Genomic DNA, 21,292 nt, shown 5'->3' with positions numbered 1-21,292 from the left:
ACTCACTTGGAAATCAGGATTTTTCGAGGTGTCCTATGGTGTCGTGCTAATGCAAACAGCCGCCATCGGCGGCTGGGTGTTGACGAAGCCCGTCGGTGGCTGTCGGGTAGCGGCGGGGCTCAGCCCTTGCTCAGTTCGGTCTGCAGGTCATCCAGTGTGATGTTCCAGTGCGCCATCATGTGACGCAGCAGCAGCATCTCGGAATCGCTGATTTCCTTGTCGGCCTTGCAGGTGTCCAGCGCCAGTGCGCAGCACAGCATGCGCTTGTTGCGCTCGGTTACCGCATCGAGGATGGCGTTGATGCGTTCCGGGCTCAGCAGGTGGATGGTGCCGTCGGCTTCGGCTTCGTCGGAGATGTCGTCGCAGTACTCCATCAGTACGCCGATGAAGTCCTTGCGGGTCAGGCCGACCAGCTGGTAGACGTGCAGGGTTTCCAGGGTTTCGATCTCGCGCGGGTCCATGTTGCCGTCGGTGATCATGAACATGGCGAGTATGCGGGCAATGGCTTCCGGGCTATTGGGCGCGTATTTTTTCATGGCGCTGCTCCTGTCTGTTGTTCTTCGAAGCGCAGGCGGAATGCTGCGGGTATCGGGGCAATCTTGCGGCTTTGGTAATCGAAGAAAACGATGCCTGTTTTCAATCTTGCCACTTCTTTACCGGTCTTGTCATCGCTGACCAGATAGGCGATGTCGCAACCATATTGATTGAAGTCAATCAGCGCAAGCTGAAAGCGCAGGAGGTCGCCATGAAAGGCCTCGGCACGGTAAACCACGGCGGCGTCGGTCATGATCAGGCCCAGGCCTTCGATGTCGAGTTCGCTGTAGCCATGCTGTTTCAGGAGGCGCAACCGTGCCTCGTGCGCCAGGCGCAGCACGGCGTCGTTGCCCAGGTGGCCACCGTAGTTGATGTCGCCGATGTGCACCTGGATGCGGGTATCGAAAATGAAGCGGGAGGGCAGCTCCAGCCGGATGCGGGCCATGGTGGTCTCTATGCGAAAAAGCTAAGCCCGGCCATACTGCCTATGCAGTCAACGTTTATCAATGCCTTTGGCTGGGATTGCGCTAGACTGGGACTGTCTCATAATCAGCAGGAAGTGAGGGGGGATATGTATCAGCGAATTTTTGTGCCGGTGGACGATAGTGCGACATCCGCACTGGCGCTGGCCGAGGCCTGCAAGCTTGCGAAAGAGGTTGGGGCCAAGGTGCGCCTGGTGCACGTGGTGGATCTGGCCCAGTTTGGCTGGGGTGGCGCCGAGTTTCTTGATGCGGCCGAGTTGCAGGGCTCGATCAAGAAGGCCGGCGAGCAGGTGCTGGCAGCCTGTCGCGACAAGGTGGAGGAACTGGGCATCAAGCCGGAAACCGCCATCCTGGAAAGCTGGGGCGACCGTATCGCCAGCGTGATCGTGGAGGATGCCAACAGCTGGGGCGGGGATCTGCTGGTGATGGGCACGCACGGTCTGGGCGGCCTGATGCACCTGCTGATGGGCAGCGTGGCCGAAGGCGTGCTCAAGCAGGCCGATGTGCCGGTGCTGCTGGTGCGCAACCCGACGTCGGACTGACGGCTTTCGTATGCAGAACAATAAAAAAACACCCGCCGCGGCGGGTGTTTTTGCTTTCATGCGAAAGCGCTCAGGCTTCGCTGGCTTCGGCGCTGACGTCGCCCTGTGCTTCCATGCGGGCGCGTACGGCCTTGCGCAGGCTCTTGTACAGGTCCGGATGGGTTTCCTTCAGGTATTCCACGATTTCAAAGTCTTCGCGGCGTACCTTGGACAGGTCGATCTGCTCAACGTGTACCAGGCGCAGCAGTTCGCGAACCGGCTTCGGCATGTTGCGGCCACTTTCGTAGCGGCTGCCGCCGGATTGGGTAACGCCGATGCGGCTCCAGAATTCCTGCTGGTTGAGGCCCAGTTTACGGCGGATTTCTCGCGGATTCGCGATTTTTTCAAACAGTTTCATGGCGTTCCTCGCTACATGTATGTTTGGGATTCGGACGTGAAGTCCGAGTGACGAATGAATAAAACCAAGTGGACGCGAGGTCGTTGCCTTACGTCCTTGTGTAATGCATATGATAGCAGGATTTTGTTTGCGCAGACGCAAAAAATGCTCGTCGAATTATCGATAGATTTTGATCGACAGTTTGCGCTTGCTCAGTTTTATGAAATAAGCAAGCAATCTGGCTGTAGCGAGGAGGGGGAGGGGTGGCGAGCCTGAACCCCGGCACTTGCACTAAATAGCTGTGGCTGCTTCCTTCCGGACCTGACCAGGTTCACTACCGTACAATGCGGGGGGGCCCGCCATAGAGAGACCGGATAATACCCGCTGTGCCTGTGCTTGCCAAGAGCAGGCAGCATTATTTCTGCACGCATCCGCCACGGGCGGCGTTTGCAGCGGGCGGGCAATTGGTTATGCTGGGCATCTTAATTCGAGCCCGCCGGATCGCCATCATGTCTGCTCAGCCTGCTGCCGCCACGCTTGCCATTCTCGAACGCCTGCTGTCGTTCGATACCACCAGCCGCGAATCCAATCTGGCCTTGATCGACTGGGTAGTCGACTATCTGGCCGAGTACGGCATCCGTGCCACGCTGACGCACAATGATGACGGCAGCAAGGCCAATCTGTATGCGGCGATCGGCGATGCTGCGTTGCCGGCCATCATCCTGTCCGGGCACACCGACGTGGTGCCGGTGGATGGCCAGCTGTGGAGCTACCCGCCGTTCGCGCTGAGCCGGCACGATGGCAAGATCTATGGCCGCGGCAGCGCCGACATGAAGGGCTTCATCGCCTGCGTGCTGGCGCAGGTGCCGGCGTGGGTGAAGCTGGCGGGCGAGCAGTCCTGGCAACGCAGCCTGGGCATTGCGCTGTCCTACGACGAGGAAGTCGGCTGTCTGGGCGTGGGGCGGCTGATTGCCGACCTGCAGGCGCGGCAGGTGCCGGTGGCCGGCTGCATCATCGGCGAGCCCACCGGCATGCGCCCGGTGGTGGCACACAAGGGCATTGCCCACTACCGCTGCAGCGTGCAGGGGCGGGCGGCACATTCCTCGCTGACGCCGCAGGGGGTGAATGCCATCGAGTACGCGGCGCGGCTGATCACCCACATCCGCAAACTGGCCGATACCGAGGCCTCGTTCGGCAATCGCCACCCCTTGTATGACGTGCCGTTCACCACCTTGCAGACCGGGCTGATCAGCGGCGGCAATGCGGCCAACATCGTGCCCAAAAGTTGTGAATTCGTGTTCGAGGTACGCTGGCTGCCGGGCGACCAGCACGAGCGTTTCGTCAGCTCGGTGCGCGACTATGCGGCCAACCTGCTGCAAGAGATGCGCCAGGTGGCGCCGGAGGCGGACATCAGCTTCGAGCCGCTGGTGAACTGCCCGCCGTTCCAGTCGGAAGACGGTTGCGAAATCCGCCAGCACGTGGCGGCGCTGTGCGCCTGCCAGGGGGGCGATGCGGTGGCCTACACCACCGAAGCCGGGCGTTTTGCCGAAGCCGGCATTGCCTGCGTGGTGTGCGGGCCGGGTTCCATCGTGCAGGCGCATCGGCCGGACGAGTTCGTGACGCTGGCGCAGCTGGCCGCCTGCGAGCGGTGGCTGTCCGCCTTGCAGCAACGCCTCGTGTGAATTGTATAAAGTCTGCAAAGCGCTTTACGTAGCCTGTTGTGCACTGCAGAATCCGCGCTTCCCTGCCAGACGCAGGGAGGTTGCCCCGTTGCCACAAGCAATGTGGGCGTGAGTTCGGTTTTCTGTGGGACTAGAAATGAGCAAACAAGGCAGACCCGCGCCCAATGAGGCAGCGGGCAAATCGCGTGACGGTTTTACCTCCAGTTTCGGCGTCCTGGCCGCTACCCTGGGCTCGGCGGTGGGGCTGGGCAATATCTGGAAGTTTCCCTACGTTACCGGCGCCAACGGCGGTGCCGGCTTTCTGGTGGTCTACCTGCTGGCAACCCTGCTGGTAGGGCTGCCGGTGATGATCGCCGAAATCACCCTTGGTCGCCGTGCCAAGGCCGATGCGGTGAGTACGCTGCGCAAGCTGGCGCCGGCGCGGCAGCCGTGGTGGCTGGTCGGGGTGGCCGGCGTGCTGGCGGCGTTCCTGATCATGTCGTTCTATTCCGAAGTGGCCGGCTGGGTGTTCGCCTACGTATTCAAGGCCTTGCGCGGCGATATTCTGTCCAGCGACCCCAAGCTGACTTCCGCGGCATTCGGCGCGCTGATCAGCGATCCGCTGCAGGCGCTGCTGTGGCAGTGGGGCGTGCTGCTGCTGATCGGCGGCATCCTGATGTGCGGCGTGGCCAAGGGCATCGAGGCAGTCACCAAGAAGCTGATGCCGCTGCTGTTCATCCTGCTGCTGGTGATTGGCGTGCGCAGCCTGATGCTGCCGGGTGCCGCCGCCGGCTTGTCCTTCCTGTTCACGCCGGACTGGAGCAAGCTCAACGCCGGCGTGGTGCTGGTGGCCATGGGGCTGGCGTTCTTCAAGCTGTCCATCGGCATGGGTACCATGATCACCTATGGCAGCTACTTCCGCGATGAGCAGAACGTGCCTGCCACCACGCTGCGGGTAATGGCGGCCGACCTGTTCGTGTCGATGCTGGCCGGCATCGCCATCTTCCCGGCGGTGTTCAGCTTCGGCTTCAAGCCGGAGGCCGGCCCGTCGCTGCTGTTCATCACCATTCCGGCGGTGTTTGCCAGCATGCCGATGGGCCACCTGTTCATGGTGCTGTTCTTCGTGCTGTCGGCAGTGGCCGCCACCGGCGCCATGCTGTCGTTGCTGGAGGTGCCGGTGTCGGTGATGGTGGGCCGTTTGGGCATCAGCCGTCTGCGGGCCACGGTGCTGAGCCTGCTGCTGCTGGCGCTGGTGGGTGCCAGCTGTGCGCTGTCCAATAGCACGCTGGCCGGTGTCAAACTGTTCGGCATGACTTTCTTCGACCTGTTCGACTACCTCAGCTCCAATATCCTGCTGCCGCTGGGCGGCATCTGCATCTGCCTGTTCGTGGGCTGGGTGTGGGGCAAGAGCAAGCTGCAGGCGGCGCTGAGCAACGATGGCACGCTGGCCAACGGCGCGGTGGTAGGCGTGGTATACCTGCTGCTCAAGTGCATCACACCGCTGCTGATCGCGCTGGTGATGCTCAAGGGGCTGGGCTGGCTGTAAGAACCTGCTTGCGATTTGCTGTGCGTCGGCGATACGGCGTTAAAAACGGCTTCGGAATGCTCATTTACCATTTGTAAACTCCGCTTCCTCAGCCGTTTTCGCCTTGTCTCGCTCTAGCTCGCGAGATCGTAAACAGGCTTTTTGCATGTATGGAGAGTGAAATGCAGCAGATTGTCGTGATCGAAACCGGCGCACAGGCGCCGTCCATTGACTACCCGAACCCGGCGCGGCTGGTGGCGGGCAACCCGCGGCGGGAAACCTGGAATGCCTTCGATAGCCATGACGGCGTGTGTTCGGCCGGCATCTGGGGCTGCGAAACCGGCGCCTGGCGTATTGCCTTTGCGGCAGGCAAGGACGAGTTCTTCTGCGTGATCAGCGGCCGGGTGCGGCTGAGCAACGAGGCTGGGGAGGCGTGGGAGTTCGGCCCGGGCGAGGCGGCGGTGATTCCGGCCGGCTTTCGCGGCGAGTTCCGCGTGCTGCAACCAGTGCGCAAGTACTACGTGATCGTCGAGCGCCAGGGCTGAGCGTAGCGTCTCGAGCATGCGGCCAACCTTGCACAAGGTTGGCCGCATTGTTTTGTGTCGGCTAGTCCGGTTCCGGGTCGTACTTGGCGTCCGGGTCCACCGGTGGCAGCTCGAAGCCGTTGATGTCGCGCTGCTCGCGTGCCAGGAACAGGATCAGCGCCGCGTTGAGGGTGCCAAAGCCCCAGGCGCACAGGAAGAATACCGAGTAGGCGGTGAGCTTGTCCTCGAACAGCCGCGCGCCGTGCAGCGTCAGCTCGTACGGGTCGAACACCGAGAAGAAGCAGGTGGTGGCCAGGGCGGCGGTAATGAAGGCCGGCCATAGTGTCAGGATGCGTTTGTGCAGCATGTAAGCCTCCGCGTGCGGTTTCTATCACTGTAGCCAGAGACGGCATGAAAGCAAAAAGCCGCACCGTGGTGCGGCCTTTAGTGGCCTGGTAAACCGGCGGCCGGTTTGTTGTCTGTTTTTATGCGGCTGTACTGTCCGGATTTTGCGCCGCTGGGTTAGAGATGCGCGCCAGCCGCAGGCGCAGTGCATTGTCGCGGGTGTCGATGGCAGCCAGCTGCAGCCGCTCGGCCAGCGGCTTGCCCAGCAGTGGCTGCTGCAGCCAGCGGGCGACGGACGGCACCTGCTGCAGGTGCACGCTGGCGCGGCCGTCCTGCAGTTCCAGCCAGCCCAGCGGTGCGGCCAACCTTTGCAGTGCGCGCAGGCCCAGGCCGCTTTCCAGCCCCAGCTGCACCAGCTTGCCCAGCGCACGGCCGGCCAGGCTGCGGTCACGATTCTCGCCCTGCAGGCTGAATTCGACATCGATGCGCCGCGCCGGCCAGTCCACCGGTGCAAAGCGGAACTGGATGATCAGCAGGCGCTGGCCGGGCTTTTTCAGCAGCAGGCGTAGCTCGCCGCCGGTATCGTCGAATTGCAGCCCCTCCACCGCCAGCTCGTCGCCGTCCAGCGCTTTCTGCAGCTGCGACAGCAGCAGGGAAGCGGGCAGGCTGATGCCGTCGCGGTGCAGCGCCGGCAGGCGGGTGCTGAAGTTCTGCCAGCGTTCGCGCCAGCCGGGGGTGGGGTTCATATGGGCACCTCGAAAACGCCTGGTTGGTAGACAAGACTAGGCAAGACTAGGCAAGACAAGGCGCGAACGGAAAATTCCGGCGCCGCATATGGTTTATATGCAAGGAGGAACCATCGAGAGTAACGCAGTATTGCGACGAAGGTTTCCCGAGGAGTCCATCAGTCGAACAGGGTGCGCGCGCCCTGGTAGCGGGCGGCGAAGTAGTTGTTGTCCAGCCGCTCGACGCGGATGGTGCTGTGGCTGCGCGGTGCGTGCACGAACTTGCCGTCGCCGATATAGATGCCCATGTGCGAGAACGGGCGGCCCAGGGTGTTGAAGAACACCAGGTCGCCGACACGCAGCTGGCTATTGCTGATCGGCCGCGCCAGGTTGGCGATTTGCGCGGCGTTGTGCGGCAGGCTGACGCCGGCCGCATTCTTGTAGATGTAGGCCACCAGGCCGCTGCAATCGAGGCCTGCCTCCGGGTTATTGCCGCCGAACTGGTAGTCGATGTCCAGCATGCTCATGGTGTACAGCAGGATCTCGCGGCTGATGCCGTCGGCCTGCAGGCTGGAAAGCGTCACCGTTGGCACCGGCGCCCTGGCCTTTTTGACCGGTGGCTGGCTGGTGCTGCACGCCGTTACCACGATGGCGAGCAGCAGCACGGTGACGGCGTTTCTCATCCCTGTTTGGCCTCCAGCAGTTCCCAGCGCTCCAGTTTCTCCAGCAGGGCCAGTTCGATTTCCTCGATGCGGCCTTGCATGCTGCGCGCGTCCTGCGGCGCATCGCGGTAGATGTTCGGGTCTTGCAGCCGGGTTTGCAACTCGGCCTGCTCGGTCTCCAGCGCGGCGATTTCCTCCGGCAGCCGCTCCAGCTCGCGCTTTTCATTAAAGCTCAGCTTTTGTGTGCGGTTGCTGCGGTCGCGCTCCTGCTTGCTCGGCTCAGGGTTGGCCGCAGCGGCCTTGCGCTGGGTTTCCTGCCGCATGGCCGCCATGCGCGCGCGGGTGTCCACCCAGTCCTGGTAGCCGCCCGGGTATTCCTCCAGCTGGCCGTTGCCTTCGAAGGCAATCACCTGCGTCACCACGTTGTCGAGGAAGGCGCGGTCGTGGCTCACCAGGAACACGGTGCCGGCGTAATTGGTGATGACGTCTTCCAGCAGCTCCAGGGTGTCGATATCCAGGTCGTTGGTGGGTTCGTCCAGCACCAGTACGTTGGCCGGGCGGGTGAACAGCCGGGCCAGCAGCAGGCGGTTGCGCTCGCCGCCGGACAGCGAGCGCACCGGGCTGCGCGCGCGCTGCGGCGAGAACAGGAAGTCCTCCAGATAGCTCATCACGTGCTTCTTCTGGCCGGCGATTTCCACGTAATCGTTGCCCTGGCTGATGATGTCGGCCACGCTGGCCTCTTCATCCAGCTGGGTGCGGAACTGGTCGAAGTAGGCCACTTCCAGCTTGGTGCCCTGTTTTACCGTGCCGCTGTCCGGCTGCAGCTCGGCCAGGATCAGCTTCAGCAGCGTGGTCTTGCCGGCGCCGTTGGGGCCGATCAGGCCGATCTTGTCGCCGCGCAGGATGCGGGTGGTGAAGTCGCGGATCAACACCTTGTCGCCATACGCCTTGCTGACGTGCTCCAGCTCGGCGATCAGCTTGCCGGAGCGCTCGCCGGCGTCGAGCTGGAAGTTCACCTGGCCCACGCGCTCGCGGCGCGCGTTGCGTTCGCGGCGGATCGCCTCCAGCCGGCGCACGCGGCCTTCATTACGGGTACGGCGTGCCTCGATGCCCTTGCGGATCCACACCTCTTCCTGGGCGTGGAACTTGTCGAAGATGCGGTTCTGTTCCTCTTCGATTGCCAGTTCCTCCGCCTTGCGCACCTGGTAGGCGCTGAAGTTGCCGGGGTAGCTGCGCAGCAGGCCGCGGTCCAGCTCCACGATGCGGGTGCAGACATTGTCGAGGAAGCGGCGGTCGTGGGTGATCAGCAGCACGCTGCCGGCAAAGTTGCGGATCAGTTCCTCCAGCCACTCGATGGCGCTCATGTCCAGGTGGTTGGTGGGTTCGTCCAGCAGCAGCACGTCCGGGCGCGAGGCCAGCGCGCGTGCCAGTGCCACGCGTTTCTTCCAGCCGCCGGACAGGTCGCTGACCTGGGTGTCGGCATCCAGCCCCAGGTGGCTGAGGGTGGAGCGGATCAGCGCATCGAACTGCCAGCCGTCGCGCGCTTCCAGCTGGTGCTGGATCTCGGTCATGCGCGCCATCATCGCCTCATGGTTGGCCGCAGGGTCGGCCAGCTGCTGCGTCAGGTGGTGGTAGTCGACGATCAGGGTCTTGAGGTCGCCCAGGCCTTCGGCCACGGCGTCGAACACGCTGTGGCCTTCGCTGAACACCGGCTCCTGTGGCACATAGGCCACGCGCAGATCGTTCTGCTGGTTGATGCGGCCGTCGTCCAGTTTCACCGCGCCGGCAATGGCCTTGAGCAGCGAGGACTTGCCGGCGCCGTTGCGCCCGATGAGGGCGACCACTTCGCCGCCTTCCAGCGCGAAATCCACGTGGTCGAGCAGGGCGTGGTGACCAAAGGCAAGGCAGGCTTTTTCTACGGTAATCAGGGCCATGGTGCGGGCAAAATGCTGGTAGTGAATCGGTAAGGCGCGGATTGTAGCATGCAGCTAGCCGGCCTTCGCCTTGATCGGCCCCGGCTGCTACAATGCGCGCCAACCTGACCGGCCGCCCGCCGTGCCGGTGTTTCTGAAAGGATTGCCATGTACTTTGTCGACCGCTCGGTTGCCGTGATCAAACCGAAAGCCCCGTTCCTGAACTGGCTGAACGCCGTGCCGGACAACGACATGATCGACCTGTCGCTGGATGCGCTGCGCGCCGACTGCACCGTGCTGCTGCTGCCGGAGTTCGACGAGCCGGAAGACGCCATCTCCCACATCGACGAACTGTACGAACAGATCTTCCGCATGGAACTGGCGTCCTGGTACGAGGACGAAGACCTGTGGCCGAAGGACATGTCGCTGAAAACCTTCTGGGAATGGTTCGATGTGGAGATCCATTCCACGCTGCTGGATACCGTGGACGCGGACATCATGAACAGCCCGGCCTCGCCGGTTTAAATGCACCCGCAGCGCATCAGCCCGTTCGGCGCCGAGTTGCGCGCCGGCAAGCTGCTGCTGGCGGTGCTGCTGTTGGCCAGCCTGCAGTTCCTGCTGGCGCTGACAGTGCTGGACTGGCTGCCGGCGCTGCTGCTGTTGGCCGCATGGCTGGGCGCGCTGGGCATGGTGCTGCGCCAGAGCGGCCTGCTGGGTGCGCCGTTGCGCGCATTGCGGGTGGATGCCCGCGGTGCATTGAGCGTGCAGCAGCGTGACGGCAACTGGCAGCCGGTGCACTTGATGTCTGGCAGTGCCGCCTTCATCTGGCTGGTAGTGCTGCAGTTGCGCGACGCCGCCGGCCGGCGCCAGCAGTTGCTGGTGTGGCGCGGCGCGGTGCCGGAGGATGTGCATCGCGCGCTGCGTGTCTATGTGCAGTGGAACCGCGACGCGGCGCCACAACAGGATGCCCCGTAAGCCGTAACGTGAAACCGTATTTGAAGACTTGCCCGTGACAACTACCGTACAGGCTCCCGCAAGCGGAGCGCCGCTGGCCGACTGGCTGGCCTATCTGGAAGCCGCCCACCCGGTGGGCATCGACATGGGGCTGACCCGCGTCGCCCGCGTGCGCGACGCCATGGGGCTGGCGCCTGACTTTCCGCTGGTGATTGTCGGCGGCACCAATGGCAAGGGCTCGGTGTGCGCCATGCTGTCCACCGTGCTGAACCGCGCCGGTTTCAAGGTGGGTACCTACACCTCGCCGCACATCCTGCGCTACAACGAGCGCGTCGCCATCGACATGCAGCCGCTGGCGGACGAAGACATTGTGGCCGGCTTTGCCGCGGTGGAAGCGGCACGCGGCGACACTTCGCTGACCTATTTCGAGTACGGCACCCTGGGTGCCATGTATGCCTTCATGCAGCAGCAGGTGGATGTGGCGGTGCTGGAAGTAGGGCTGGGCGGGCGCCTGGATGCGATCAACGCGTTCGAACCCACCGTGTCGGTAGTGGTGAGCGTGGACCTGGATCACCAGGCCTTTCTCGGCGACACCCGCGAGAAGGTGGGCTTCGAGAAGGCCGGCATCTACCGTGCCGGCAAGGTGGCGATCTGTGCCGACCCGAACCCGCCGCAGTCGCTGCTGGAGCATGCGGCCAACATCGGCGCCGACCTCAAGCTGCTGGGTCGCGATTTCGGCATCAGCCGGCTGGACAACCAGTGGTCGTTCCACATGGGCGACAGCCACCGCCACGCGCTGCCGATTCCGGCGCTGCGCGGCGAATACCAACTGGTGAACGCCGCTACCGCGCTGGCGGCGCTGGAGGCCTTGCGGCCGCTGCTGCCGGTGGGCATCGGCGCTATCAAGCGCGGCCTGCTGGAAGTGGACTGGCCGGGGCGTTTTCAGGTGCTGCCGGGCCGCCCGCTGACGGTGCTGGACGTGGGGCACAACCCGCATGCGGCACGTGCGCTGGCCGACAGCCTCAAGCGCCTGGCGTTTGCCAGCAAGCGCATCGCGGTGTTCTCCATGCTGTCGGACAAGGATCTGCCGTCGGTGGTGAGCCTGCTGCGCGACGAATTCGACGAATGGCTGGTGGCTGGCCTCGATATGCCGCGCGGTCGCAGCGCGGATGACATCGCCAGCGAGCTGGAGGGCATGGGCATCAAGGGAGTGAGCCGTTTTGCCGACGTGCCGTCAGCCTGGGATGCCGCCTTATCGCGGGCGGGCGAAAATGATAGAATCGTGGTCTTCGGCTCTTTCCACACCGTGGCCGAAGTAATGCAACACCGTCTCCATCATCGCGCTTGAGGATATCGATGGCCCTTTCCACTCATGATGAACTGCTGATGCTGCGCAAGCGCGCACGCCGCCGTCTGGTTGGCGCCATCGTGCTGGTGTCGGTATCGACAGCCGTGCTGTGGAACGTGGTTGGCCGCATGCCGGAGCAGGCGATGAAGCCGGAATCGGTGGATATCACCGGGCTGCAGACTGCCTCCGCGGTGAAGGCCGTGGCGCCGAAGCCGGTGGCCACCGCGCCGCAGGCATCGCAGCCGGTAACCGAATTGCTGGCCAGCCTGCCACCGGCCGACGCCGTGGCCAAGCCGCCGCCGGCGGCTGCCGTTGCTGCCGTGCCGGCCACTTCGGCGCCGACCGCTGCCAAGGTGGCGCCGGTCAAACCGGTGGTGGAGCAGCTGCTGCCGACGGAGCCGGTCAAACCGACCAAGCCGGCCAAACATGAAGCGCCGAAGCAGGAGCAGGCCAAGGCCGATGTGCCGCCTGCCAAGCATGAGCAGCCGGCCAAACACGAACAGGCTGCCAAGCCCAAGCATGAGCCGGCGAAGCAGGATGTTGCCAAGGCCGACAGCAAGTCGTCCGACCCGATGGCGATCCTGGAAGGGCGCGATTCGGGCAAGAACACCGACAAACCTGCCAAGGCCGAGTCTGACGGCAAACATTACAACGTGCAGCTGGCTGCCTTGTCCGACCCGGCCAAGGTGGATGCCCTGAAGGGCAAGCTGGCCGCCGCCGGCATCAATGCCCGCTTCAGCAAGGTGCAGACCAGCAAGGGCGAGGTAACCCGGGTGCGCATGGGGCCGTTTGCCTCGCGCGCCGAAGCCGATGCCACCCTGCGCCGCCTGGCCAAGATCGGTATCAATGGCTTTGCCGTGCCAATCAATGGTTGATGCCGCAAGATGACCTGGCTTGATTACCTGATCCTGGCGCTGATCATCGGCTCGATTGCCATTTCGCTGTTCCGCGGCCTGGCGGTGGAACTGCTGTCGCTGGGCTCATGGCTGCTGGCCTTGTGGTCGGCGCGCACCTTTGCGCCGATGTTGTCCGAATTCGTGCCGTTGCCGGGCGAGGGCATCAAGCTGGTGGTGGCCTTCCTGGTACTGCTGCTGCTGACCTGGTTCTGCTCCTCGCTGCTGGGGGCGTCGCTGACCGTGCTGATGGAGTCGGTGGGCCTGGGTGGCGTAAACCGCTTTTTTGGCGGCGTGTTCGGTTTGCTGCGCGGGCTGCTGCTGGCAACCGTGGTGGTCATGGTGGGCGGGCTGAGCGATCTGCCCAAGACCCGTGACTGGCAGAATGCGCTGTTTGCCCAGCCGTTCGAGGCATTGGCCCTGGCCAGCCGGCCGTGGCTGCCGGATGCGCTGGCGCACAAGATGAAGTTTTCATAGTTTTAGCAAAGAGGGGTGATGATGCCGGTGCGTTCTCACCCCTTGTTTTTAGTCGTGTAGTCTGGGGATTAACTATGTGTGGAATTCTTGGGGTGGTAGGTCGGACGCCCGTAAACCAGCTGTTGTATGACGGCCTGCAGTTGTTGCAGCACCGCGGTCAGGATGCAGCCGGTATCGTTACGGCCAACGGCAAGACCTTTCACATGCACAAGGGCAGCGGCTTGGTGCGTGATGTGTTCCGTACCCGCAATATGCGCTCGCTGCTGGGCAACGCCGGCATCGGCCATGTGCGCTACCCCACCGCCGGCTCGGCTTCCAGCCTGGCCGAAGCGCAGCCGTTCTACGTCAACTCGCCGTTCGGCATCGTGCTGGCGCACAACGGCAACCTGACCAACACCGACGAGCTGAAGTCGGACATGTACCGCAACGACCTGCGTCACATCAACACCAACTCCGACTCGGAAGTGCTGCTGAACGTGTTTGCGCACGAGATCGCCGCGCGCGTGGAAAACGCCTCGCTGACCCCGGACGCGGTGTTCGGCGCGGTGGAGGCGGTGCATCGCCGCATCAAGGGCGCCTATGCCGTGGTGGCGATGATTGCCGGCTTCGGCCTGGTGGCGTTCCGCGACCCCAACGGCATCCGCCCGCTGGTGATGGGCAGCAACGAGGCGGATGGCTCCACCGAGTACATGTTTGCCTCTGAATCGGTGGCGCTGGATTGCTCCGGCTTCAAGCTGCTGCGTGACGTGGCGCCGGGCGAGTGCGTGTACGTGACCTTCGACGGTGGTGACATGCACAGCAAGATCTGCGCCGCCAACACCAAGCTGGCGCCGTGCCTGTTCGAGTACGTGTACTTTGCGCGCCCGGATTCGGTCATCGACGGTGTGTCGGTATACCAGTCGCGCCTGAACATGGGCGAGATGCTGGCCGAGAAGATCCGCAAGCAGTTCCCCAGCATGGAAATCGACGTGGTGATCCCGATTCCGGACTCCAGCCGCCAGAGCGCGCTGCAGCTGGCCAATGCGCTGGGCCTGCCGTACCGCGAAGGCTTCATCAAGAACCGCTACATCGGCCGTACCTTCATCATGCCGGGTCAGGCGGTGCGCAAGAAGTCGGTGCGCCAGAAGCTGAACCCGGTAGCGCTGGAGTTTGCCGGCCGCAATGTGCTGCTGGTGGACGATTCCATCGTGCGCGGCACCACCTCCAAGGAAATCGTGCAGATGGCGCGAGACTCCGGCGCCAAGAAGGTGTATTTTGCCTCCGCCGCGCCGGCCGTGCGTTTCCCCAACGTGTACGGTATCGACATGCCGACCCGCGCCGAACTGCTGGCCACCGGTCGCAACGATGAGCAGATCGCCCGCGAGATCGGCGCCGATGCGGTGATCTACCAGGAACTGGATGCGCTGGAGCAGGCGGTGCAGAGCATCAACCGCGATCTGGATGTATTCGAGGCATCCTGCTTCAGCGGTTGCTACATCACCGGCGACATCAACGAAGCCTACCTGGATGCCATCGAAGCCGCGCGCGGCAAGGGCAAGGCGCAGCCGGAAGGGGATGACCCCAGCAGCAAGCTGGTGGACCTGAACCTGAATGTTGCCGAACAAAACCTGATGTAATGTTCTTATAACGACAAGGGTTGGCCGCAATGGCCAACCCTTGTTATCTTCGATGGCTATTAATCCATCATCCGCATTGCGAGCAAATCATGTCCAATGATGACGCCTGTCTGAATTTTCACCCGGAAACCCTGGCCATTCGCGGCGGTCGCGAAACCAGCGAGTATCGTGAGCATAGCCAGAGCCTGCACCTGACCTCCAGTTTCACCTTCGACTCCGCCGCGCAGGCCGCGGCCATGTTCCTGGGTGAAATCGACGGTTATACCTATTCCCGCTTCACCAACCCCACCGTCAGCGCCTTCCAGCAGCGGCTGGCGATGATGGAAGGGGCGGAGCGTGCCATCGCCACTGCCAGCGGCATGGCGGCGATCCAGGCGACTATGCTGACGCTGCTCAAGGCCGGCGACCATATCGTGTCGTCGCAGAGCCTGTTCGGTTCCACCATCAACCTGTTCAACGGCATCCTCGGCAAGTTCGGCGTGGAAGTCACCTATGTGGATGCGGCCAACCTTGACGCCTGGCAGGCGGCGGTGAAGCCGAATACCAAGGTGTTCTTCCTGGAAACGCCGTCCAACCCGCTGACCGACCTGGCCGATATTGCCGCGGTGGCCGACATAGCCCATGCCGCCGGCGCGCTGCTGGTGGTGGACAACTGCTTCTGCTCGCCGGCGCTGCAACAGCCGCTGAAACTGGGTGCTGACCTGGTGGTGCATTCCGCCACCAAATACCTGGACGGCCACGGCCGCGTGATGGGTGGCGCGGTGGTGGGTAGCGACAAGCTGGTGGAACAGGTGTACCTGCATGTGCGCACTGCCGGCCCGACGCTGGCGCCGTTCAACGCCTGGGTGCTGCTCTCCGGCCTGGAAACGCTGCATCTGCGCATGGAAAAACACGTGGCCAGTGCCCAGGCGCTGGCCGAATGGCTGCAGCAGCAACCCGGCGTTACCCGCGTATTCTTCCCGGGGCTGCCCAGCCACCCGCAGTACGAACTGGCGCGGCGTCAGCAGCGGGGCGGCGGCGCGGTGGTGTCGTTCGAGGTGGCCGGTGGCCGCGAGGCGGCCTGGCGGGTAGTGGATGCGGTGCAGATGATTTCGCGCACCGCCAACCTGGGCGACGTGAAGAGCACCATCACCCATCCGGCGTCCACCACCCATGCCCGCATCACCCCGGAGGCGCGTGCCAAGGCCGGTATTACCGAAGGCCTGCTGCGCGTGGCCGTGGGCCTGGAGCATATCGAGGACATCAAGGCCGATTTATTGCGCGGTCTGTAAAAAGAAACAATTGTTTCAAGCAAGCGGCAGTCTAGAATATGGACTGCCGCTTTCAATTTGAAGGCGATTTGCAGGAGCACGGCGATGCATTTCTTGACAGGCATCAAATTTGAACGTAAGTTTCAAACACTTGTTCGAAAGTCATGATGGACAAGGCGACGCAACTTATTACCCCGATCAAGGTACAAGACAACATGGAAGCGAACAAACCGGATACCGCAACGCGCATTCTGGATGTAGCGGAGCGCCTGTTTGTGGAGCATGGTTTTGAAGCCACCTCGCTTCGCATGATCACCCAGCAGGCGGAAGTCAACCTGGCTGCGGTGAATTACCACTTCGGTTCGAAAGATGCGCTGTTCGAATCGGTATTCATGCGCCGCATCGGCCCGTTTGTCGCGGGCTGCCTGTCGGAGCTGGATGCCGCCGAGCAGTCGGGCGCAACGCTGACGGCGGAAACACTGGTGATGTCCTTTGTCCGCCCGTGTCTGGCACTGTCAAGAGACCCTGCGAGGGGCGGGGCTCTGTTTGTCAGGCTGATGTCGCGCACGCTGGTGGAAAACCACCGCCTGCTGCGCGAGGCGCTGTCCCAGCAGTACAGCGTGTTTGTGCAGCGTTATACCGCTGCCTTCCAGCGCGCACTGCCGCAGTTCGCAGCCGATGATATTGCATGGCGCATGCACTTCGCGTTTACCGTGATGTTCAATGCCTTTGCCGGTAATGATGTGCTGAAGATCTTCGGTCGCAGTCAGGTGGTGAATGCCCGTGACCCGGAACTGATCGTCAAGCACCTGGTACCTTTTGTCGTGGCGGGGTTGTCGGCGCCCATCTGATTGACTTGCAAGGTCAACACGAGGGTAAACCACAATGACATCTGCCGTAATTCTTGTCCTGCTGATCGGTGCGCTGGCATATTTCCGCGCACCGGTTTTGTTCTGGACCGTTGTACTTGCAGGCTGGCTGGCCAGCCTGCAGCCCATCTGGGGCTGCCACGTTCCGGTTGCCATCTGGGTGGTGGCCGGCATCATCGCCGCCGTGCTCAATCTGCCCATCCTGCGCCGAGCCGTGTTCACCGGCCCGGTATTCACCGTTTTCAAGAAAATCACCCCTGCGATGTCGCAGACCGAGCAGGAGGCCATCAATGCCGGCACGGTCTGGTGGGATCGCGACCTGTTTTCCGGCAAGCCGGACTGGCAGCGCCTGCTGTCGTTCCCGGACCCGAAGCTGACTGCGGAAGAGCAGGCTTTCATCGACGGCCCCACCGAGCAGCTGTGCCGCATGGTGGACGACTGGAAGATCACCCACGAGCTGAAGGATCTGCCGCCGGAAGTGTGGCAGTTCATCAAGGAGCAGGGCTTCCTGGGGATGATCGTCAAGAAGAAGTACGGCGGTCTGGAGTTCTCCAACTACGCCCACGCCAAGGTGGTAACCAAGATCGCCACCCGTGGCGGCAGTGCCGCGGTATCGGTGATGGTGCCCAACTCGCTGGGCCCGGGTGAGCTGCTGCAGCACTACGGCACCGAGGCGCAGAAAGACTACTACCTGCCGCGCCTGGCCAAGGGTGTGGAAGTACCGTGCTTTGCGCTGACCAGCCCGTATGCCGGCTCCGACGCCGGTGCCATTCCCGACTACGGCATCGTATGCCACGGCTCCTATACCGACCCGCGCAGCGGCCAGCGTCACGATAATGTGCTGGGCATTCGCGTGAGCTGGGAAAAGCGCTGGATCACGCTGGCGCCGGTGGCCACCATTCTCGGTCTGGCATTCAAGATGTATGACCCGGATCACCTGCTGGGCGACAAGGAAGATATTGGCATCACCTGCGCGCTGGTGCCGACCGAGCACGAAGGCGTGTGCATCGGCCGTCGCCACTTCCCCGGTGGTGCCGCCTTCATGAACGGCCCGACCTGGGGCAAGGACGTATTCATTCCGCTGGAGTGGGTCATCGGTGGTCGCGAGTACGCCGGTCAGGGTTGGCGCATGCTGGTGGAGTGTCTGTCGGTAGGTCGCTGCATCTCGCTGCCGGCCATGTCGGTGGCCTCCGGCAAGGTGGCGTCCTACACCACTGGCGCCTATGCCCGCATCCGCGACCAGTTCGGCCTGTCCATCGGCAAGTTCGAGGGCGTGGACGAGGCGATGGCGCGCATCGGCGGCTTCACCTACCAGATGGAGGCTTCGCAGGATCTGGCTTTGACCGGTCTCGATATTGGCGAAAAACCGTCGGTACTGTCCGCGGTGCTGAAGTATCACAACACCGAGCGCATGCGTAAAACGCTGAATGACGCCATGGATATCCATGGTGGCCGCGCGGTGGTGCTGGGGCCGCGCAACTACCTGGCGCGCGCCTACCAGGCGATTCCCATCGCCATTACCGTGGAAGGCGCCAACATCCTGACCCGCTCGATGATCATCTACGGCCAGGGGGCGATTCGTTGTCACCCGTTCGTGCTACGTGAGATCAAGGCGGCCATGGCCAACGATGGTGCGGAATTCGACCAGGCAATTACCGGTCACATTAATTTCGTGATCAGCAATGTGTTCCGCTCGCTGTGGATGGGCCTGACTTGCGCCCGCTTCGTGGGCAGCCCGAAAGGTGGCGAAGTGGCTGCCTATTACAAGCAGCTGACGCGCTTCTCCAGTGCCTTCGCACTGTTGTCCGACATGGCGATGTTCAGCCTGGGTGGCACGCTGAAGTTCCGCGAAAAGCTGTCCGCCCGTCTGGGCGACATGCTGTCCAACCTCTACATCGCCTCCGCCTGCCTGAAGCGCTTCGAGCGTGATGGCGCGCCGAAGGAAGACCTGCCGGTACTGAAGTGGGCGGTGGAGCAGGCGCTGTACGACCTGCAGCAGGCCATGGATGGCTTCCTCGCCAACCTGCCGGGCCGCATGTTGGCCGCAGTGCTGCGCAAGGTGATCTTCCCGTGGGGCCTCACGCTGAAGCCGGCCAGCGACCGCATCGGCACCCAGGTGGCACGCAGCCTGATGGAGCTGGGCCCGACCCGGGGGCGCCTGACCCGCGGCATGTTTGTGTCGCAGGACGAAACTGACCCGGTTGGCGTGCTGGTGCCTGCCCTCAAGGCCATGCTGGAAACCGAGCCGGTGGAGCAGAAACTGCGTAAACTGGCGCGCGATGGCAAGTTTGCCGCGGTAACCGCGCGCGAACGGCTGGCCGAGGCGCTTCAGGGCGGCATCATCACCCAGGCCGAGTTCGATGCGGTTACGCGTGCGCGCAAGCTCAAGCGTGACGTGATCATGGTCGATGATTTCGATATGAAACTGGAGCAGCATGACGAAGGTCTGCTGCAGCGCCTGATTTTCTGATCGCTTTGCCTGCCCGCGTTTGGAAATGAAGCTTTGCCAGTAGTTTGAGCGGCCGGTGGCCGCTCTTCTGCCGATGTCGCTTTGCAATGGCAGAGCGACATCAGGAGGAGACAGAACGATGCAAGACAATTTGCTGCAGGCCGGCAACCGCCAGCCGGTATTGCGCGTACGCGCCGAAGTGCACGGCACCAATGTGCATGGCCGCGTGCACATGGGCTGGCTGATGGGGCAGATCGACCTGGCGGGCTCCGCCGTGGCCGAGCGCCTGGCGCATGGCCAGGTCACTACGGTGGCGATCAATACCTTCCAGTTTGCCAACCCCATTCACCTGGGAGACTTCGTCTCCATCTACGCCGACAAACTGCGCCTGGGGCAGAAGTCGGTGACCCTGAAAATCACCGTGGAAACCGAGCGCATGAGTGGTGAAGTGCTGCCGGTTACCGAGCTGATTTCCACCTATGTCGCCATTGACGACGAGGGCCGTTCGCGCCTGATTTGATCCCTTGCCGCTGTCATGTTGGCCGCACGGCCTTGGTGTGGCAACAATGAAACGATTGTTTGGAACGTTCGCTCGAAAATTCTTGAATTGGGTATCGAAACTGATACCATCGGCAACAGATCGACAAAACAAAACGATCGAGACAGCACTGCAAAAAAACGCACAGAGGGATTAACACCATGCAATTAAAACGCATCAGCCTTTCCTTGTTGATGATGGGGGTTTCCGCCGTTGCTTCGGCATCCGGTTATCATTTCGGCTCTCAGAGTGTTTCGGCCCAGGGCACTGCGCACGCCAACGGTGCTGAAGCTGCCGATGCCTCCGTGCTGTTCTACAACCCGGCCGGCATGTCGCTGCTGGATGGCACCAATTTCTCCGGCGGCCTGACTTTCGTCGTGCCGCATTCCGAATTCACCAATCAGGGTTCGACCAAAGTAACCGGCGCCGCAACCACTGGCGGTAACGGTGATAGTTTTGCCCCGTCGCTGGTTGCCGCACCGTCTTTCTATTTCACCCACCAGCTGAACAGCAAAATGCACGTGGGTCTGGGGATCTTCGTGCCGTATGGCGCGCAGCTGGACTACGGCCACTCCTGGGCCGGCCGCTATGCGCTGGAAAGCATCAAGCTGGAAACCCTCAACTTCAACCCGTCGTTTTCCTTCAAGCTGGATGATCGCCAGTCGGTGGGTGTGGGTGTTTCCGCGCAATACATGAAGGCCAAGCTGAGCAAGGCAGTGGATGTGGCTGGCGGCTTCGCCATCCTGCCGGGGCCGACCCAGGCAGCAATCATCGCCGGGCTGGGTGCGCATGCGGCCAACCTGGGCTCCACCACCGACGGTCAGGCATCGCTGGATGCCGACGGCTGGGGCTTCGGCGCCAACGTGGGCTACATGTTCAAACTGGATGACAACACCCGCTTCGGCCTGGCCTACCGTTCCAATATCCATCACAAGCTTACCGGCTCCGCTACCTGGGATTACTCCATGGTCAACGCCGACCCGGTAATCGTGGCCACCATCCAGGGTCTGGCCAAGCAACTGGGTCATGTGTCCTCGGGCGGCTCTGTGTCGGTGGATACGCCGGAATCGGTATCCGCCAACGCCTTCCACAAGCTGAATGACAAGGTTGACCTGATGGCCGACCTTACCTGGACCCGCCACTCGCGCATGAAGAGCATCGATATCAAATTCGATCAGCCGGGCGAGGGCGATCTGGTCATTCGCCAGAACTGGCGCGATACCTACAAGCTGTCGCTGGGCATGAATTATCACTACAACGATGCGCTGACCCTGCGCTCCGGTGTGGCCTACGACCAGTCGCCGGTGAAGGATGAGACGCTGCGTCACGCGGCCCTGCCGGACAGCGACCGTTACTGGCTGTCGGTTGGTGCCAATTACAAGCTGAACAAGGCATCCTCGCTGGATTTCGCCTACAGCTACGTGATGTTCAAAGACGCCAAGATGAACTACAAGGATAGCTGCAACCCGGATGCCACTACTTGTACCGGTAACGGCGAAACCACCAAGGGCACCTACAAGACCAATCTGCAGTTCCTGGGTGTGCAGTACAACTATCGCTTTTAAGTCGTAATGCAGTATGCGGCCAACCTGGGGGTTGGCCGCAGGAC

General features: G+C 62.6%; 22 protein-coding genes and 1 other RNA gene. 15 read left to right on the top strand and 8 right to left on the bottom strand.

The annotated features are described in order from the left end of the window. Window positions 1–119 precede the first annotated feature (119 nt). Both PSELUDRAFT_RS16225 and PSELUDRAFT_RS16220 read right to left on the bottom strand, forming a co-directional pair. Complete coding sequence (locus tag PSELUDRAFT_RS16225; protein WP_088967817.1) at window positions 120–536, bottom strand: hypothetical protein; 417 nt, start codon at window positions 534–536, stop codon at window positions 120–122. Continuing rightward, a complete protein-coding gene (locus PSELUDRAFT_RS16220; RefSeq protein WP_088967816.1) occupies window positions 533–979 on the bottom strand; it encodes a thioesterase family protein in 447 nt (148 codons plus the stop codon). Before PSELUDRAFT_RS16220 ends, PSELUDRAFT_RS16225 begins: the two co-directional genes overlap by 4 nt. A gap of 126 nt (window positions 980–1,105) precedes the next feature. On the opposite strand from PSELUDRAFT_RS16220, the gene PSELUDRAFT_RS16215 reads away from it, so the two are divergent. Then, window positions 1,106–1,558: a universal stress protein gene (locus tag PSELUDRAFT_RS16215; RefSeq protein ID WP_088967815.1), complete on the top strand. Its 453-nt coding sequence runs from the start codon at window positions 1,106–1,108 to the stop codon at window positions 1,556–1,558. Between the two features lie 70 nt (window positions 1,559–1,628). Here the strand turns inward: PSELUDRAFT_RS16215 and PSELUDRAFT_RS16210 are convergent, their stop codons facing one another. Both PSELUDRAFT_RS16210 and ffs read right to left on the bottom strand, forming a co-directional pair. Then, window positions 1,629–1,955: a DNA-binding transcriptional regulator gene (locus PSELUDRAFT_RS16210; protein ID WP_088967814.1), complete on the bottom strand. Its 327-nt coding sequence runs from the start codon at window positions 1,953–1,955 to the stop codon at window positions 1,629–1,631. A gap of 241 nt (window positions 1,956–2,196) precedes the next feature. Beyond that, an RNA gene (gene ffs, locus PSELUDRAFT_RS16205) (signal recognition particle sRNA small type) lies at window positions 2,197–2,295 on the bottom strand. Window positions 2,296–2,443: 148 nt separating this feature from the next. On the opposite strand from ffs, the gene argE reads away from it, so the two are divergent. The 3 genes from argE to PSELUDRAFT_RS16190 all read left to right on the top strand — a co-directional run bounded on the left by argE (window position 2,444) and on the right by PSELUDRAFT_RS16190 (window position 5,665). Further along, window positions 2,444–3,616 carry an acetylornithine deacetylase gene (argE, locus tag PSELUDRAFT_RS16200; protein ID WP_088968541.1) on the top strand — a complete coding sequence of 391 codons (1,173 nt, stop codon included), beginning with the start codon at window positions 2,444–2,446 and terminating at the stop codon, window positions 3,614–3,616. Window positions 3,617–3,752: 136 nt separating this feature from the next. Continuing rightward, complete coding sequence (locus tag PSELUDRAFT_RS16195; RefSeq protein ID WP_088967813.1) at window positions 3,753–5,141, top strand: sodium-dependent transporter; 1,389 nt, start codon at window positions 3,753–3,755, stop codon at window positions 5,139–5,141. Between the two features lie 161 nt (window positions 5,142–5,302). Next, entirely contained in the window at window positions 5,303–5,665 is a 363-nt protein-coding gene (locus PSELUDRAFT_RS16190; protein ID WP_179947554.1) for a cupin domain-containing protein, read from the top strand. A gap of 61 nt (window positions 5,666–5,726) precedes the next feature. On the opposite strand, the gene PSELUDRAFT_RS16185 is transcribed toward PSELUDRAFT_RS16190, so the two are convergent. From PSELUDRAFT_RS16185 to PSELUDRAFT_RS16170, 4 genes are all read right to left on the bottom strand, one after another. Next, window positions 5,727–6,011: a hypothetical protein gene (locus tag PSELUDRAFT_RS16185; RefSeq protein WP_231895243.1), complete on the bottom strand. Its 285-nt coding sequence runs from the start codon at window positions 6,009–6,011 to the stop codon at window positions 5,727–5,729. Between the two features lie 118 nt (window positions 6,012–6,129). After that, window positions 6,130–6,735 carry a hypothetical protein gene (locus PSELUDRAFT_RS16180; protein ID WP_088967811.1) on the bottom strand — a complete coding sequence of 202 codons (606 nt, stop codon included), beginning with the start codon at window positions 6,733–6,735 and terminating at the stop codon, window positions 6,130–6,132. A 158-nt stretch (window positions 6,736–6,893) separates the two neighbouring features. Continuing rightward, window positions 6,894–7,397, bottom strand: coding sequence for a C40 family peptidase (locus PSELUDRAFT_RS16175; protein WP_088967810.1), 504 nt, complete (start codon window positions 7,395–7,397; stop codon window positions 6,894–6,896). Beyond that, window positions 7,394–9,310 carry an ATP-binding cassette domain-containing protein gene (locus tag PSELUDRAFT_RS16170; RefSeq protein ID WP_088967809.1) on the bottom strand — a complete coding sequence of 639 codons (1,917 nt, stop codon included), beginning with the start codon at window positions 9,308–9,310 and terminating at the stop codon, window positions 7,394–7,396. Before PSELUDRAFT_RS16170 ends, PSELUDRAFT_RS16175 begins: the two co-directional genes overlap by 4 nt. Before the next feature lie 147 nt (window positions 9,311–9,457). Here PSELUDRAFT_RS16170 and PSELUDRAFT_RS16165 point away from each other — a divergent pair, with 147 nt between their 5' ends. The 11 genes from PSELUDRAFT_RS16165 (at window position 9,458) to PSELUDRAFT_RS16115 (ending at window position 21,248) form a co-directional block, all read left to right on the top strand. Further along, the gene (locus tag PSELUDRAFT_RS16165) at window positions 9,458–9,814 is read left to right on the top strand and encodes a hypothetical protein (RefSeq protein WP_088967808.1); all 357 of its coding nucleotides are present in this window, start codon (window positions 9,458–9,460) and stop codon (window positions 9,812–9,814) included. Then, the gene (locus PSELUDRAFT_RS16160) at window positions 9,815–10,264 is read left to right on the top strand and encodes a protein YgfX (protein WP_088967807.1); all 450 of its coding nucleotides are present in this window, start codon (window positions 9,815–9,817) and stop codon (window positions 10,262–10,264) included. Between the two features lie 73 nt (window positions 10,265–10,337). Continuing rightward, window positions 10,338–11,591 (top strand): bifunctional tetrahydrofolate synthase/dihydrofolate synthase, encoded by a 1,254-nt coding sequence (gene folC, locus PSELUDRAFT_RS16155; RefSeq protein ID WP_231895383.1) that lies wholly within the window; start codon window positions 10,338–10,340, stop codon window positions 11,589–11,591. Between the two features lie 8 nt (window positions 11,592–11,599). Then, entirely contained in the window at window positions 11,600–12,466 is an 867-nt protein-coding gene (locus tag PSELUDRAFT_RS16150; RefSeq protein ID WP_088967805.1) for an SPOR domain-containing protein, read from the top strand. Window positions 12,467–12,475: 9 nt separating this feature from the next. After that, window positions 12,476–12,961: a CvpA family protein gene (locus tag PSELUDRAFT_RS16145; RefSeq protein WP_088967804.1), complete on the top strand. Its 486-nt coding sequence runs from the start codon at window positions 12,476–12,478 to the stop codon at window positions 12,959–12,961. A gap of 74 nt (window positions 12,962–13,035) precedes the next feature. Next, complete coding sequence (purF, locus tag PSELUDRAFT_RS16140) at window positions 13,036–14,577, top strand: amidophosphoribosyltransferase (protein ID WP_088967803.1); 1,542 nt, start codon at window positions 13,036–13,038, stop codon at window positions 14,575–14,577. An 89-nt stretch (window positions 14,578–14,666) separates the two neighbouring features. Next, the gene (locus PSELUDRAFT_RS16135) at window positions 14,667–15,848 is read left to right on the top strand and encodes an O-succinylhomoserine sulfhydrylase (RefSeq protein WP_088967802.1); all 1,182 of its coding nucleotides are present in this window, start codon (window positions 14,667–14,669) and stop codon (window positions 15,846–15,848) included. Window positions 15,849–16,042: 194 nt separating this feature from the next. Further along, window positions 16,043–16,678: a TetR/AcrR family transcriptional regulator gene (locus PSELUDRAFT_RS16130; protein ID WP_088968539.1), complete on the top strand. Its 636-nt coding sequence runs from the start codon at window positions 16,043–16,045 to the stop codon at window positions 16,676–16,678. Window positions 16,679–16,712: 34 nt separating this feature from the next. Next, window positions 16,713–19,166, top strand: coding sequence for an acyl-CoA dehydrogenase (locus PSELUDRAFT_RS16125; protein WP_088967801.1), 2,454 nt, complete (start codon window positions 16,713–16,715; stop codon window positions 19,164–19,166). Window positions 19,167–19,284: 118 nt separating this feature from the next. Next, complete coding sequence (locus PSELUDRAFT_RS16120; protein ID WP_088967800.1) at window positions 19,285–19,665, top strand: acyl-CoA thioesterase; 381 nt, start codon at window positions 19,285–19,287, stop codon at window positions 19,663–19,665. A 179-nt stretch (window positions 19,666–19,844) separates the two neighbouring features. Continuing rightward, a complete protein-coding gene (locus tag PSELUDRAFT_RS16115; RefSeq protein ID WP_088967799.1) occupies window positions 19,845–21,248 on the top strand; it encodes an OmpP1/FadL family transporter in 1,404 nt (467 codons plus the stop codon). Window positions 21,249–21,292 lie beyond the last annotated feature (44 nt).

Origin of the sequence: Vogesella sp. LIG4 (genome assembly GCF_900090205.1) — a bacterium.
Taxonomy (GTDB): Bacteria; Pseudomonadota; Gammaproteobacteria; order Burkholderiales; family Chromobacteriaceae; genus Vogesella.
This window is presented reverse-complemented; position numbering and strand designations above follow the sequence as displayed.

Coding starts and splice junctions, on each gene's coding strand:
- PSELUDRAFT_RS16225 (WP_088967817.1), bottom strand. CDS start 536: ATGAAAAAATACGCGCCCAATAGCCCGGAAGCCATTGCCCGCATACTC.
- PSELUDRAFT_RS16220 (WP_088967816.1), bottom strand. CDS start 979: ATGGCCCGCATCCGGCTGGAGCTGCCCTCCCGCTTCATTTTCGATACC.
- PSELUDRAFT_RS16215 (WP_088967815.1), top strand. CDS start 1,106: ATGTATCAGCGAATTTTTGTGCCGGTGGACGATAGTGCGACATCCGCA.
- PSELUDRAFT_RS16210 (WP_088967814.1), bottom strand. CDS start 1,955: ATGAAACTGTTTGAAAAAATCGCGAATCCGCGAGAAATCCGCCGTAAA.
- argE (WP_088968541.1), top strand. CDS start 2,444: ATGTCTGCTCAGCCTGCTGCCGCCACGCTTGCCATTCTCGAACGCCTG.
- PSELUDRAFT_RS16195 (WP_088967813.1), top strand. CDS start 3,753: ATGAGCAAACAAGGCAGACCCGCGCCCAATGAGGCAGCGGGCAAATCG.
- PSELUDRAFT_RS16190 (WP_179947554.1), top strand. CDS start 5,303: ATGCAGCAGATTGTCGTGATCGAAACCGGCGCACAGGCGCCGTCCATT.
- PSELUDRAFT_RS16185 (WP_231895243.1), bottom strand. CDS start 6,011: ATGCTGCACAAACGCATCCTGACACTATGGCCGGCCTTCATTACCGCC.
- PSELUDRAFT_RS16180 (WP_088967811.1), bottom strand. CDS start 6,735: ATGAACCCCACCCCCGGCTGGCGCGAACGCTGGCAGAACTTCAGCACC.
- PSELUDRAFT_RS16175 (WP_088967810.1), bottom strand. CDS start 7,397: ATGAGAAACGCCGTCACCGTGCTGCTGCTCGCCATCGTGGTAACGGCG.
- PSELUDRAFT_RS16170 (WP_088967809.1), bottom strand. CDS start 9,310: ATGGCCCTGATTACCGTAGAAAAAGCCTGCCTTGCCTTTGGTCACCAC.
- PSELUDRAFT_RS16165 (WP_088967808.1), top strand. CDS start 9,458: ATGTACTTTGTCGACCGCTCGGTTGCCGTGATCAAACCGAAAGCCCCG.
- PSELUDRAFT_RS16160 (WP_088967807.1), top strand. CDS start 9,815: ATGCACCCGCAGCGCATCAGCCCGTTCGGCGCCGAGTTGCGCGCCGGC.
- PSELUDRAFT_RS16150 (WP_088967805.1), top strand. CDS start 11,600: ATGGCCCTTTCCACTCATGATGAACTGCTGATGCTGCGCAAGCGCGCA.
- PSELUDRAFT_RS16145 (WP_088967804.1), top strand. CDS start 12,476: ATGACCTGGCTTGATTACCTGATCCTGGCGCTGATCATCGGCTCGATT.
- purF (WP_088967803.1), top strand. CDS start 13,036: ATGTGTGGAATTCTTGGGGTGGTAGGTCGGACGCCCGTAAACCAGCTG.
- PSELUDRAFT_RS16135 (WP_088967802.1), top strand. CDS start 14,667: ATGTCCAATGATGACGCCTGTCTGAATTTTCACCCGGAAACCCTGGCC.
- PSELUDRAFT_RS16130 (WP_088968539.1), top strand. CDS start 16,043: ATGGAAGCGAACAAACCGGATACCGCAACGCGCATTCTGGATGTAGCG.
- PSELUDRAFT_RS16125 (WP_088967801.1), top strand. CDS start 16,713: ATGACATCTGCCGTAATTCTTGTCCTGCTGATCGGTGCGCTGGCATAT.
- PSELUDRAFT_RS16120 (WP_088967800.1), top strand. CDS start 19,285: ATGCAAGACAATTTGCTGCAGGCCGGCAACCGCCAGCCGGTATTGCGC.
- PSELUDRAFT_RS16115 (WP_088967799.1), top strand. CDS start 19,845: ATGCAATTAAAACGCATCAGCCTTTCCTTGTTGATGATGGGGGTTTCC.